1 protein-coding gene (only partly in view) is annotated in these 14,941 nt (G+C 71.6%); it reads right to left on the bottom strand.

Annotation, left to right across the window (positions count from 1 at the left end; translation table 11 throughout):
- Positions 1-14,893, bottom strand: the start of a protein-coding gene (locus tag ACWZEH_RS00950) for an SDR family NAD(P)-dependent oxidoreductase (RefSeq protein WP_456195039.1). 17,150 nt of this gene lie to the left of the window's left edge; only the first 14,893 of its 32,043 coding nucleotides appear in the window; it begins with the start codon at positions 14,891-14,893; its stop codon lies beyond the left edge, outside the window.
- Positions 14,894-14,941: the final 48 nt, after the last annotated feature.

Consider the following 14,941-nt stretch of genomic DNA (forward strand, 5'->3'; position numbering starts at 1 on the left):
CCACCACACCGTCGTCCAGCACACCCGCCGCGTGCACCACCGCCCGCACCGGACGGTCCACCGGAACCCCGGCCAGCAGCGCCTCGACCGCCGAACGCTCCCCGAGATCGCAGGCCTCCACCGACACCCGCGCACCCAGCTCGGTCAGCTCGGCGACCAGGTCCTCCGCGCCATCGGCAGCCACACCACGACGGCTCACCAGCAGCAGATCCCGCACACCGTGCTCGACCACCAGATGCCGGGCCACGATCCGGCCCAGACCACCCGTCCCACCCGTCACCAGGACCGTGCCCCCAGCCACATCCCAGCCGGCAGCGTCCACAGTGGACGCGGAGGACACACGCGCCAGACGAGGCACCAGCACCTCACCACCACGCACCGCGACCTCGGACTCGGCCTCACCCACCGCCAGCGCCGCGCCCAGCGGCTCGACGGGAAGCTTGGCATCCGGCTCGACGTCCAGCAGACCGAACCGGCCCGGGTGCTCCGAGACAGCCGACCTCACCAGACCCCGGACAGCGGCACCGGGCAGGTCACCGCCCTCCGTGACACCGCGCGTCACGAACACCAGACGCGACTGAGCGCACCACTCGTTCGCCAGCCACGACCGCACCAGGTCCAGAGCCCATACGGCCGCATCGTGTACGGACCCGACGACACCGCCCGCGGTGCCGGGCACGGTGGCCAGCACCGTTTCCGGCACCTCGCCCGCCATCAGCGCCTCGAGTTCGGCAGCCCCCGAGACCGTCACCGGTTCCGAGGACACTTCGGCGGCCGTCGTTCCCCGCGCCGGCACCCAGTCCACCTGGTAGAGGGAGTCGTGAGTCGCGACGCCGAGCTGTCCGGCCGCCAAGGGCCGGACGACCAGGGATTCCACCGAGGCGACGGGAGCGCCGGCCGGGTCGGCCAGGTCCAGGGCCATGGTGCCGTCGGCGTCCCGGGTCAGCCGGACCCGCAGGGCCGAGGCGCCGGAGGCGTGCAGCGACACTCCGGCCCAGGAGAACGGCACCCCGCCGCGTCCGTCGTCGTCGAGCGCGAAGGCGTGCAGGGCGGCGTCGAACAGGGCCGGGTGAAGACCGAAGGCGCTGCCGTCCGTTGCTTCGTCGAGGGCGACCTCGGCGAACAGTTCATCGCCCCGGCGCCACGCGTTCCGCAGGCCGCGGAATGCGGGACCGTAGGCGAATCCGGCGTCGGCCAGTCGCGAGTAGCAGTCCGTCACATCGACTGCGCGGGCGTCCTTGGGGGGCCACACGGACGCGTCGAAACCGGACCGTACGCCGTTCGGGGAAGCCGTGGGAGCCAGGATTCCGGTGGCGTGGACGGTCCACGGGGCCTGGATGTCGTCCTCGCCCCGCGCGTGTATGCCCAGAACGCACCGGCCGTCGGCATCGGGGGTACCGACCCGCACCTGAATCCGGGTGCCGCCGTGGGCGGGCAGGACCAGCGGGGCCGACAGGGTCAGCTCCTCGACCGTGTCGCAGCCGATCTCGTCGGCCGCACGGATCGCCAGCTCCAGCAGTGCCGTGCCCGGTACGAGCACCGAGCCCTGCACCGCGTGGTCGGCCAGCCACGGGTGGGACTGCACCGAAAGCCGGCCTGTGAACACCACCCCGTCCGAGCCCTCGGCGCCAGCCAGTTCGACGGCTGCGCCCAGCAGCGGGTGTTCGGCCGCTCCGAGCCCGGCGAACCGCACGTCTCCGGCCCGGGTCAGCGCACCGGCAGGCCAGTAGCGCTGCCGTTGGAAGGCGTAGGTCGGCAGGTCCACGGTCCGTGCACGCGCACCGGTGCCGGTGAAGTAGGCGGTCCAGTCCACGCGGGCCCCGGCGACGTGCAGCCGTGCCAGCGCGGTCAGCGCCGCCGTCTCCTCTTCGCGGTCCTTGCGCAGCAGGGCGACGAGCAGGGCGTCGTCGCCGGCGCTCTCGCGCGCCATGCCGCTGAGCACACCGTCCGGACCCAGCTCCACGAACCGCGTGACACCCTGCCCGGCCAGGGCCTGGATGCCGTCGGCGAAGCGCACGGCCTCACGGACATGCGTCACCCAGTAGGCGGGCTCGGTGAGGTCGCCGGGTGCGGCGACACGACCGGTCACGTTGGAGACCACGGGCAGGACAGGGTCGGCGTAGGAAAGACTCTCGGCGACCGTGCGGAACTCCTCCAGCATCGGCTCCATCAACGGTGAGTGGAACGCGTGCGAGACCCGCAGCCGGGACGTACGACGACCCAGCCCGCGGAACACCTCCGCCACCGCCTCCACCGCGGCCTCCACACCCGACACCACCACCGACGACGCACCGTTGACAGCCGCGATGGACACCTCACCCGTCAGATACGGCAGCACCTCCGCCTCCGCCGCCCCGACCGCCACCATCGCACCACCGGCCGGCAACGCCTGCATCAACCGCCCACGAGCAGCCACCAACGCACACGCGTCCGCAAGAGAGAACACACCCGCCACATGCGCCGCCGCCACCTCACCGATCGAATGCCCGGCCACGAACTCCGGCCGCACACCCCACGACTCCACCAACCGGAACAACGCCACCTCAACCGCGAACAGCCCCGCCTGGGCATACTCGGTCCGGTTCAGCACCTCCCCGTCCTCACCCCACACCACCTCACGCAACGGCCGCTCCAAATGCCCGTCCAGCCCCGCACACACCGCGTCGAACGCCTCCGCGAACACCGGGAAACGCCCATACAACCCACGCCCCATACCAAGGCGCTGCGAACCCTGCCCCGAGAACAGGAAGGCGGTACGGCCTGCGCCGGCCACACCCTCCACGACACCCGCGTCCGGAAGACCGGCCGCGAGCGCCTCCAGAGCGGCCGACTTGTCGTCCGCCAGCACCACCGCACGGTGGTCGAAGACGGAACGCTGAGTCGCCAGCGAGAACCCGAGGTCCACCCCACGAGCCTCCGCGCCGTCACCCGCCACGAACTCCCGCAGCCGCTCGGCCTGCGCACGCAGCGCGGCCTCACTCCTACCCGAGAGGACCCACGGGACCGTACCGGGTGCGAGAGAGGCGAGACCTCCGGTCCCGACGCCCTCGTCAACCGAGGTTTCGGTTTCGGGTTGTTCGAGGACGACGTGCGCGTTGGTGCCGCTGATGCCGAACGAGGACACACCCGCCCGACGCGGACCCGTCCCGTCCGACCACGCAACCGGTTCGGTCAGCAGCTCCACCGCGCCCGCCGACCAGTCCACATGCGACGACGGCGCATCCACATGCAGCGTCCGCGGCAGCACACCGTGCCGCATCGCCATCACCATCTTGATCACGCCGGCCACACCCGCCGCGGCCTGCGTATGACCCAGATTCGACTTCACCGAACCCAGCCACAACGGCCGGTCCTGTGGCCGGTCCTGACCGTAGGCGGCGAGCAGGGCCTGCGCCTCGATCGGGTCACCCAGCGTGGTGCCCGTACCGTGTGCCTCCACCACATCCACATCACCGGCCGACAACCCACCACTGGCCAGCGCCTGCCGGATCACCCGCTGCTGCGACGGACCGTTCGGCGCCGTCAGACCATTCGACGCACCATCCTGATTGACCGCACTGCCACGCACCACCGCCAGCACCTGATGGCCAAGACGCCTCGCATCCGACAACCGCTCCAACACCAGTACACCGACGCCCTCGGACCAGCCGACACCATCGGCCGCATCCGCGAACGAACGGCACCGCCCGTCCGCCGACAACCCGCCCTGCCGCGAGAACTCCACGAACGTCGTCGGCGTCGACATCACCGTCACACCACCGGCCACCGCCAGCGAACACTCACCCGAACGCAGCGCCTGCGCCGCCCAGTGCAGCGCGACCAGCGACGACGAACACGCCGTGTCCACCGTCACCGCCGGACCCTCGAACCCGAACGTGTACGACACACGACCCGAAGCGATGCTGCCCGCGCTGCCGCTTCCCTGGTAGCCCTCGAACTCGGGGCCGGTCAGGAGGTTGGCGTAGTCGTGGTACATGACGCCGGCGAAGACGCCGGTCTGGCTGCCCCGCAACGACACCGGATCCATCCCGGCCCGCTCGATCGCCTCCCACGTCGCCTCCAGCAGCAACCGCTGCTGCGCGTCCGTCGCCACCGCCTCACGCGGACTCATCCCGAAGAAATCCGCGTCGAACGCCCCCGCGTCGTGCAGGAAACCACCCGAGCGCGTGTAGGACGTACCGGGCACGTCCCGGTCCGCGCTGTAGAGGGACTCGACGTCCCATCCACGATCAGCAGGGAAGTCCGACACGGCGTCGACGCCGTCGGACACCAGCCGCCACAGATCCTCCGGCGAGGACACACCCCCCGGGTAACGGCACGCCATCCCCACGATCACCACCGGATCGTCCGCCACCGACGGCAACGAGCCGAGTGGCACCACCACGGCCGGCTCCACCACACCGAACAACTCGTCCAGCAGATAACCCACCAGCGCGTTCGCCGTCGGATAGTCGAAGACCACCGTCGCCGGCAACCGCAGCCCCGTCGCCCTGCCCAACCGGTTCCGCAGCTCCACCGCCGTCAACGAATCGAAGCCCAGATCCTGGAACGCACGCCCCGGATCCACCGTCTGCACACCCGCATGCCCCAACACCACGGCAATCTGACCACGCACCAGATCCAGCAGCACCTCACGCCGCTCGTCCCGGCCCAGACCCTCCAACCGCTGCACCAGACCAGCCGTCGCCACCGAACCACCGGCAACCGACCGCCGCGCCCGCACCCGAATCAGACCACGCAGGAGAGCGGGCACCTCTTCCTCGGCGCGGAGGGCTGCCAGGTCGAGACGTACGGGCAGGACGACGGGTTCACCGCCGGCCAGCGCGGCGTCCATGAGCTCGGTGCCGAGTTCGGGAGTCAGCGGCGGCATACCGGCGCGGGTGATGCGGCGGCGGTCGGTCTCCGACAGCGACTGCGTCATGCCCGCGTCCTGCGACCACGGACCCCACACCAGCGACACCGCCGGCAACCCCAGTGCACGACGATGACGCGCCAGACCGTCCAGGAACGCGTTACCGGCCGCGTAGGCCGACTGGCCCGCACTGCCGAACGTCCCCGCCAACGACGAGAACACCACGAAGGCGGTGAGGTCGAGGTCCTTGGTCGCCTCGTGCAGATGCCAGGCCGCGTCCACCTTCGGACGCAGCACACCCGCCAGACGCTCACCCGTCAGCGACTCCACCACACCGTCGTCCAGCACACCCGCGGTGTGCACCACCGCCCGCACCGGATACCGGCCCACCAGACCCGCCACCGCGGCCGCGTCAGCCACATCACAGGCCTCCACCGCTACCCGCGCACCCATCCCGGCCAGCTCGGCGACCAGGCCCTCCGCACCCTCGGCAGCCACACCACGACGACTCACCAACAGCAGATCCCGCACACCGTGCTCGACCACCAGATGCCGGGCCACGATCCGGCCCAGACCACCCGTCCCACCCGTCACCAGGACCGTGCCCCCAGCCACATCCCAGCCAGAAGCCTCCGAACCAGGCTCCGCAGACATACGTGCCAGACGAGGCACCAGCACCTCACCACCACGCACCGCGACCTCGGACTCGGCCTCACCCACCGCCAGAACCACACCCAGCACCTCGGCAGACAGCGCCGCCCCCGGCTCCACATCCAGCAGACCGAAACGCCCCGGATGCTCCAGCTGGGCGGAACGCACCAGTCCCCTGACCGGAGCGTCGATCAGGTCCTCGGACGCGCCGACGACGAAGACCAGACGGGACTCGGCGAACCGCTCGTCCGCCAGCCATTTCCGGACGAGGTCCAGGGCCCAAGCGGTCCCGTGGTGCGCCGACTCGACGACGTCTGACAGCGAGCTCGTCACGGTGACCAGCACCGTGCCGGGCACGTCGTTCTCCGCCAGTGCCTCCAGGTCGGGGGCGGTGAGCAGACCGTCCGCATCGGCGGCGATCGAAGCGAGGGTGTCACCGCCGAGCAGTGCGACCGGGTTCGACGAAAGGGTGCCGGTCATGGCCCGGGCGGGTACCCAGTCCACGTGGTAGAGGGGCTTCGTACTGCTCCCGGACCCGCCACCGGCGGCCGAAGCGGACCGTACGACGAGGGACTCCACCGAGGCGACGGGAGCACCGGCCGAGTCGACCAGTTCCACGGCCAGGGAGTCGTCACCGGTCCTGGTCAGCCGGACGCGCAGCGCCGAGGCACCGGACGCGTGCAGGCGCACGCCCTCCCAGGAGAAGGGCACACCGCCGAACGCCGTGCCGTCACCGTCGTCGCCGAAGGCGAAGGAGGCGTGCAGGGCCGCGTCGAAGAGTGCAGGGTGCAGCCCGAAGGTGCCGCCGTCGACGTCGTCGTTCAGCGCCACCTCGGCGAAGACCTCGTCACCCCGGCGCCAGGCGGCCCGCAGGCCCCGGAAGACCGGGCCGTAGCGGAGGCCGGCCTCGGCCAGCAGCTCGTAGCAGTCGGTCACGTCGACCGGGCGTGCGTCCTTCGGCGGCCAGACGGACGCGTCGAAACCGGAGCGCACGGCAGTCGTCTCTTCGGCCAGCGTGCCTTCCGCGTGCAGGGTCCAGGGGCCGCGGTCGTCGTCCTCGTCGTGCCGCGAGTGAACGGCGACGCTACGGCGCCCGGCTTCGTCCGGTTCACCGACGGTGACCTGGATACGGGTGCCGCCGTGGGCGGGCAGGACCAGCGGGGCCGACAGGGTCAGCTCCTCGACCGTGTCGCAGCCGACCTCGTCGGCCGCACGGATCGCCAGCTCCAGCAGTGCCGTGCCCGGTACGAGCACCGAGCCCCGCACCGCGTGGTCGGCCAGCCACGGCTGTGACTGGAGCGACAGCCTGCCGGTGAGCACCGCCCCGTCGGCTCCGGCCAGTTCGACGGCCGCGCCCAGCAGCGGGTGCCCCGGGGCACCGAGGCCCGCCAGGCGGATGTCACCGGTGCCGGTGGCGGATCCCACGGGCCAGAAATACTCGTGTTGGAAGGCGTACGTCGGCAGGTCCACCGGGCGACCGCCCGTCCCGTCGAGCACGGCGGCCCAGTCGGCGTGACCACCACGGACGTACAGCTCGGCCAACGCCTTCAGAGCGACGGTGATTTCCTCGCGGTCCTTGCGCAACAGGGCGACGAGCAGGGCGTCGTCGCCGGCGCTCTCGCGCGCCATGCCGCTGAGCACACCGTCCGGACCCAGCTCCACGAACCGCGTGACACCCTGCCCGGCCAGGGCCTGGATGCCGTCGGCGAAGCGCACGGCCTCACGGACATGCGTCACCCAGTAGGCGGCCGAGGCAAGCTGCTCGTCACCGGCCACCGTGCCCGTGACGTTCGACACCACCGGTATGCGAGGCGTCGCATACGCCAGTCCTTCGACGACGGTGCGGAACTCCTCCAGCATCGGCTCCATCAACGGTGAGTGGAACGCGTGCGAGACCCGCAGCCGGGACGTACGACGACCCAGCCCGCGGAACACCTCCGCCACCGCCTCCACCGCGGCCTCCACACCCGACACCACCACCGACGACGCACCGTTGACAGCCGCGATGGACACCTCACCCGTCAGATACGGCAGCACCTCCGCCTCCGCCGCCCCGACCGCCACCATCGCACCACCGGCCGGCAACGCCTGCATCAACCGCCCACGAGCAGCCACCAACGCACACGCGTCCGCAAGAGAGAACACACCCGCCACATGCGCCGCCGCCACCTCACCGATCGAATGCCCGGCCACGAACTCCGGCCGCACACCCCAGGCGTCCAGGAGGCGATACAACGCCACCTCCAGTGCGAACAGCCCCGCCTGGGCATACTCGGTCCGGTTCAGCACCTCCCCGTCCTCACCCCACACCACCTCACGCAACGGCCGCTCCAAATGCCCGTCCAGCCCCGCACACACCGCGTCGAACGCCTCCGCGAACACCGGGAAACGCCCATACAACCCACGCCCCATACCAAGGCGCTGCGAACCCTGACCCGAGAACAGGAAGGCGGTACGGCCCTGTTCGGTCGCGCCGACGATCGCAGCCGGGTCACTCTCCCCCACGCACACCGCGGCCAGGCCGCGCACGGCGGAGTCACGGTCGTCCGCGAGGACCACGGCCCGGTGGTCGAATGCGGAGCGCTGCGTGGCCAGTGAGCAGCCGAGGTCCACGGCACGCAGGTCGGGGGCCGCTTCGACGCGGGCCAAAAGGCGTGCGGCCTGGGCGTGCAGCGCGGCCTCGGTCTTGCCGGAGAGGACCCACGGGACCGTACCGGGTGCGAGAGAGGCGAGACCTCCGGTCCCGACGCCCTCGTCAACCGAGGTTTCGGTTTCGGGTTGTTCGAGGACGACGTGCGCGTTGGTGCCGCTGATGCCGAACGACGACACACCCGCCCGACGCGGACCCGTCCCGTCCGACCACGCAACCGGTTCGGTCAGCAGCTCCACCGCGCCCGCCGACCAGTCCACATGCGACGACGGCGCATCCACATGCAGCGTCCGCGGCAGCACACCGTGCCGCATCGCCATCACCATCTTGATCACGCCGGCCACACCCGCCGCGGCCTGCGTATGACCCAGATTCGACTTCACCGAACCCAGCCACAACGGCCGGTCCTGTGGCCGGTCCTGACCGTAGGCGGCGAGCAGGGCCTGCGCCTCGATCGGGTCACCCAGCGTGGTGCCCGTACCGTGTGCCTCCACCACATCCACATCACCGGCCGACAACCCACCACTGGCCAGCGCCTGCCGGATCACCCGCTGCTGCGACGGACCGTTCGGCGCCGTCAGACCATTCGACGCACCATCCTGATTGACCGCACTGCCACGCACCACCGCCAGCACCTGATGGCCACGACGCCGCGCATCCGACAACCGCTCCAGGACGAGAACGCCCACACCCTCGGACCAGCCGACACCATCGGCCGCATCCGCGAACGAACGGCACCGCCCGTCCGCCGACAACCCGCCCTGCCGCGAGAACTCCACGAACGTCGTCGGCGTCGACATCACCGTCACACCACCGGCCACCGCCAGCGAACACTCACCCGAACGCAGCGCCTGCGCCGCCCAGTGCAGCGCGACCAGCGACGACGAACACGCCGTGTCCACCGTCACCGCCGGACCCTCGAACCCGAACGTGTACGACACACGACCCGAAGCGATGCTGGGGGCGCTGCCATTGCTGCGGAAGCCCTCGTACTGCTCGTCGGCGAGCATGTTGCCGTAGTCGTTGTACATGACGCCGGTGAAGACGCCGGTCTGGCTGCCCCGCAACGACACCGGATCCATCCCGGCCCGCTCGATCGCCTCCCACGTCGCCTCCAGCAGCAACCGCTGCTGCGCGTCCGTCGCCACCGCCTCACGCGGACTCATCCCGAAGAAATCCGCGTCGAACGCCCCCGCGTCGTGCAGGAAACCGCCTGCCTTGGTGTAGCTGGTGCCCGAGACTTCGCGGTCGGGGTTGTAGAGGACGTCGGCGTCCCAGCCCCGGTTGACGGGGAACTCGGACACGGCGTCGACGCCGTCGGACACCAGCCGCCACAGATCCTCCGGCGAGGACACACCCCCCGGGTAACGGCACGCCATCCCCACGATCACCACCGGATCGTCCGCCACCGACGGCAACGAGCCGAGTGGCACCACCACGGCCGGCTCCACCACACCGAACAACTCGTCCAGCAGATAACCCACCAGCGCGTTCGCCGTCGGATAGTCGAAGACCACCGTCGCCGGCAACCGCAGCCCCGTCGCCCTGCCCAACCGGTTCCGCAGCTCCACCGCCGTCAACGAATCGAAGCCCAGATCCTGGAACGCACGCCCCGGATCCACCGTCTGCACACCCGCATGCCCCAACACCACGGCAATCTGACCACGCACCAGATCCAGCAGCACCTCACGCCGCTCGTCCCGGCCCAGACCCTCCAACCGCTGCACCAGACCAGCCGTCGCCACCGAACCACCGGCAACCGACCGCCGCGCCCGCACCCGAATCAGACCACGGAGCATGGGATGGATGTCGCCCTGTTCCCGCAGGGCGGGCAGGTCGAGGCGCACGGGCAGGACGACGGGTTCACCGGTGGCGAGTGCGGCGTCGAAGAGGGCAGCGCCCTGCTCGGGGGTGAGTTCCGGCATGCCGGCGCGGGCGATGCGCCGTACGTCGGTGTCGGAGAGGGTGCCGATCATGCCGGCGTCCTGGGTCCACGGGCCCCAGGGCAGGGACGCGGCCGGCAGGCCGAGCGAGCGGCGGTGTCGGGCCAGGGCGTCCAGGAACGTGTTCCCTGCCGCGTAGTTGGCCTGTCCGGGACCGCCGAGGATGCCCGACATGGAGGAGAAGAGCACGAAGGCGGTGAGGTCGAGGTCTTTGGTCGCCTCGTGCAGATGCCAGGCCGCGTCCACCTTCGGACGCAGCACACCCGCCAGACGCTCACCCGTCAGCGACTCCACCACACCGTCGTCCAGCACACCCGCGGTGTGCACCACCGCCCGCACCGGATACCGGCCCACCAGACCCGCCACCGCGGCCGCGTCAGCCACATCACAGGTCTCCACCGCTACCCGAGCGCCCATCCCGGCCAGCTCGGCGACCAGGTCCTCCGCACCCTCGGCAGCCACACCACGACGGCTCACCAGCAGCAGATCCCGCACACCGTGCTCGACCACCAGATGCCGGGCCACGATCCGGCCCAGACCACCCGTCCCACCCGTCACCAGGACCGTGCCCCCAGCCACATCCCAGCCGGCAGCGTCCACAGTGGACGCGGAGGACACACGCGCCAGACGAGGCACCAGCACCTCACCACCACGCACCGCGACCTCGGACTCGGCCTCACCCACCGCCAGAACCACACCCAGCACCTCGGCAGACAGCGCCGCCCCCGGCTCGACGTCCAGCAGACCGAACCGGCCCGGATGCTCCGAGACAGCCGACCTCACCAGACCCCACACACCGGAGCCGGACAGGTCGTCGCCCTCGAGCGCTTCTCGCGTCACGAAGACCAGTCGCGACGTCGCGCACCGCTCCTCCGCCAGCCACACACGCACCATGTCCAGTGTCCAGGCGGCAGCTTCGTGCACGGAGTCGACCACGCCGGCCTCCTGCGCGTCGGTCTGCGGTACGACGGCGAACACCGTCGCCGGCACCTCACCGTTCTCCACCAGTGCGTCGAAGTCGGCATGGCGAGGCCCGCTCAGGGCGGCGAGGAGGTCGTCGGTGGCACCGAGGACGGCCGTGGAGGGGGCCTCCCCGGTACCGCTGTCCGGGGCGGGTGCGGCGACCGGGGTCCAGGCCACGTGGAACAGGGCGTCCCGCGTCGTCGTGTCGACGGCGGTGTCGGAGGCGACGGCGCGCAGCACCAGGTTCTCGACGGTGGCGACCGGTGCCCCGGTGGGGTCGGCCACGGCGACGGAGGCGGACTCGTCGCCGGTCCGGGTCAGGCGGACCCGGACGGCCCGGGCGCCGGAGGCGTGCAAGGACACGCCTTCCCAGGAGAACGGGACGACTCCCCGCGCGAGTCCGCCGAGGGCGGAGATCTGCACGGACGCGTCGAGCAGCGCCGGGTGCAGGCCGAAGCCGGCGGCGTCGCGCTCGGCGGATTCGGGGAGGGCGACCTCGGCGAACACGTCGTCGCCCCGGCGCCAGGCGGCGCGCAGCCCCTGGAAGAGGGGGCCGTACTCGTATCCACCCTCGGCCATGCGCTCGTAGAGACCCGTCAGGTCGACGGGCTCGGCGTCGGCGGGCGGCCAGACGGCGGGGTCGAAGGCGGTTGTGTCGAAAGCGGGAGCCGTCCCCGGGGCGAGGACGCCGGTGGCGTGTTCGGTCCAGGGCCGGTCGTCCGCGCCCTCGGGGCGGGAGCGGGCGGTGAGGCTGCGGCGGCCCGCGGCGTCGGCCGGGCCGACGTGGAGGTGCAACTGGACGCCTCCCTGCTCGGGGAGGACGAGGGGGGTGGACAGGGTCAGCTCCTCGACACGGTCGCAGCCGACCTCGTCCCCGGCCCGCACCGCGAGTTCGACGAAGGCGGTGCCGGGCAGCAGGGTGTTGCCCATGACGACGTGGTCGCCCAGCCACGGGTGGGTGCGGAGGGAGAGCCGGGTGGTGAGGAGGAGGCCGTCGGAGTCGGAGAGTTCGACGGCCGCGCTGAGCAGAGGGTGGTCGGCGGTGCGCAGGCCGGCGGACTCGACGTCCCCGGAGGACGTACCGGGCGTGGGCCAGTAGCGCTGGTGCTGGAAGGCGTACGTCGGAAGGTCGGTGAGCCGGGCGCCGGTTCCGGCGAGGTACGCGGTCCAGTCGGCCGTCAGGCCGTGTGCCGCCAGCCGTGCGAGAGCGGTGAGGGCCGCCGTCTCCTCTTCGCGGTCCTTGCGCAGCAGGGCGACGAGCAGGGCGTCGTCGCCGGCGCTCTCGCGCGCCATGCCGCTGAGCACACCGTCCGGACCCAGCTCCACGAACCGCGTGACACCCTGCCCGGCCAGGGCCTGGATGCCGTCGGCGAAGCGCACGGCCTCACGGACATGCGTCACCCAGTAGGCGGGCTCGGTGAGGTCGCCGGGTGCGGCGACACGACCGGTCACGTTGGAGACCACGGGCAGGACAGGGTCGGCGTAGGAAAGACTCTCGGCGACCGTGCGGAACTCCTCCAGCATCGGCTCCATCAACGGTGAGTGGAACGCGTGCGAGACCCGCAGCCGGGACGTACGACGACCCAGCCCGCGGAACACCTCCGCCACCGCCTCCACCGCGGCCTCCACACCCGACACCACCACCGACGACGCACCGTTGACAGCCGCGATGGACACCTCACCCGTCAGATACGGCAGCACCTCCGCCTCCGCCGCCCCGACCGCCACCATCGCACCACCGGCCGGCAACGCCTGCATCAACCGCCCACGAGCAGCCACCAACGCACACGCGTCCGCAAGAGAGAACACACCCGCCACATGCGCCGCCGCCACCTCACCGATCGAATGCCCGGCCACGAACTCCGGCCGCACACCCCACGACTCCACCAACCGGAACAACGCCACCTCAACCGCGAACAGCCCCGCCTGGGCATACTCGGTCCGGTTCAGCACCTCCCCGTCCTCACCCCACACCACCTCACGCAACGGCCGCTCCAAATGCCCGTCCAGCCCCGCACACACCGCGTCGAACGCCTCCGCGAACACCGGGAAACGCCCATACAACCCACGCCCCATACCAAGGCGCTGCGAACCCTGCCCCGAGAACAGGAAGGCGGTGGAACCGCCGTCCCTGGCGGTGCCTTCCAGGACGGCGGGGTGGGGTTCGGCGGCGGCGAGGGCGGTGAGGGCCTGGCTGGTGGTGTCGGGGTCGGTGGCGAGGACCACCGCGCGGTGCGGGAGCGGGGCGCGACTGGTCGCCAGGGACAGGGCGATGTCGGCGTACCGGGAGCCGGTGCCCGAGGCGTCCGCGCCGTCGTTGATGTGCGCGAGCAGCCGTTCGGCCTGGGCGCGCAGTGCGGCCTCGGATCGGGCGGACAGCAGCCACGGCGTCACGGCGGCGTCGACTGCCGGGGTTTCCGTTCCATCCGATATGTCCGCCGCCTCGAGGGCAGGGGCCTGTTCCAGCAGGACGTGGGCGTTGGTGCCGCTGATGCCGAAGGCGGAGACGCCGGCGCGGCGGGGGTGGTCGGCGGCGGGCCAGGGGGTGGCCTCGGTGAGGAGTTCGACGGCGCCGGCGGTCCAGTCGACGTGGGAGGTGGGGGTGTCGACGTGGAGGGTGGCGGGCAGCACGCCGTGGCGCATCGCCATGACCGTCTTGATCACGCCTGCGACGCCGGCCGCAGCCTGGGCGTGGCCGATGTTCGACTTGACGGCGCCGAGGCGCAGCGGCCGGTCGGCGGGCCGGTTGCGGCCGTAGGTCGCGAGGAGGGCCTGGGCCTCGATGGGGTCGCCGAGGGTGGTGCCGGTGCCGTGGGCCTCGACGGCGTCGACCTGGTCGGGGGTGAGGCGGGCGTCGGCGAGGGCGGCCTCGATGACGCGGCGCTGGGAGGGGCCGTTGGGGGCGGTGAGGCGGCTGCTGGCACCGTCCTGGTTGACGGCGGAGCCGCGGATGACGGCGAGGACCTGGTGGCCGTTGCGGCGGGCGTCGGAGAGACGCTCGACGAGGAGGACGCCGACGCCCTCGCCCCAGGCGGTGCCGTCGGCCGCTTCGGCGAAGGGCTTGCAACGACCGTCGGGGGCGAGGCCGCGCTGGCGGGAGAACTCGGTGAAGAGTTCGGTGGTCGGCATCATGGCGACGCCGCCGGCGAGGGCGAGGGAGCACTCGCCGGCGCGCAGGGCGCGGGTGGCGAGGTGGAGGGCGACGAGGGAGGAGGAGCAGGCGGTGTCGACGGTGACGGCCGGGCCCTCCAGGCCGAGGGTGTAGGAGATGCGGCCGGACAGGACGCTCATGGCGCCGCCGGTGAGGTTGTGGCCCTCGGTCTCCTCGGTGGTGCGGGCGAGGGAGCCGTAGTTGGTGTCGGCGCCGCCGACGAAGACGCCGGTGTCGGTGTTGCGGAGGGAGGCGGGGCTGATGCGGGCGCGTTCGACGGCCTCCCAGGCGGTTTCCAGCAGGAGCCGCTGCTGGGGGTCCATGGCGAGGGCTTCGCGGGGGGCGATGCCGAAGAGGTCGGCGTCGAAGTCGGCGGCGCCTTCGAGGAAGCCGCCCTCGCGGACGTAGCTCTTGCCGGGGGTGCCCGGGTCGGGGTCGTAGAGGGAGGCGAGGTCCCAGCCGCGGTCCTCGGGCAGCGGGCCGACGGCGTCGGTGCCGTCGGCGACGAGCCGCCAGAGGCCCTCCGGGGAGCGGACGCCGCCGGGGAAGCGGCAGGCCATGCCGATGACGGCGATCGGCTCACTCTGTCCGGCCTCGACGGACTCCAGTCGCTGCCGGGTGCGACGCAGGTCTGCGGTGACCTTCTTGAGGTAGTCGCGGAGCTTGTCTTCGGAGCTTGCCATGGGGGTGGGATCCTCTGGTTCTGGAAGGACGCGGTGGCCGGCCGGGGA

Source organism: Streptomyces yamdrokensis (genome assembly GCF_053890455.1).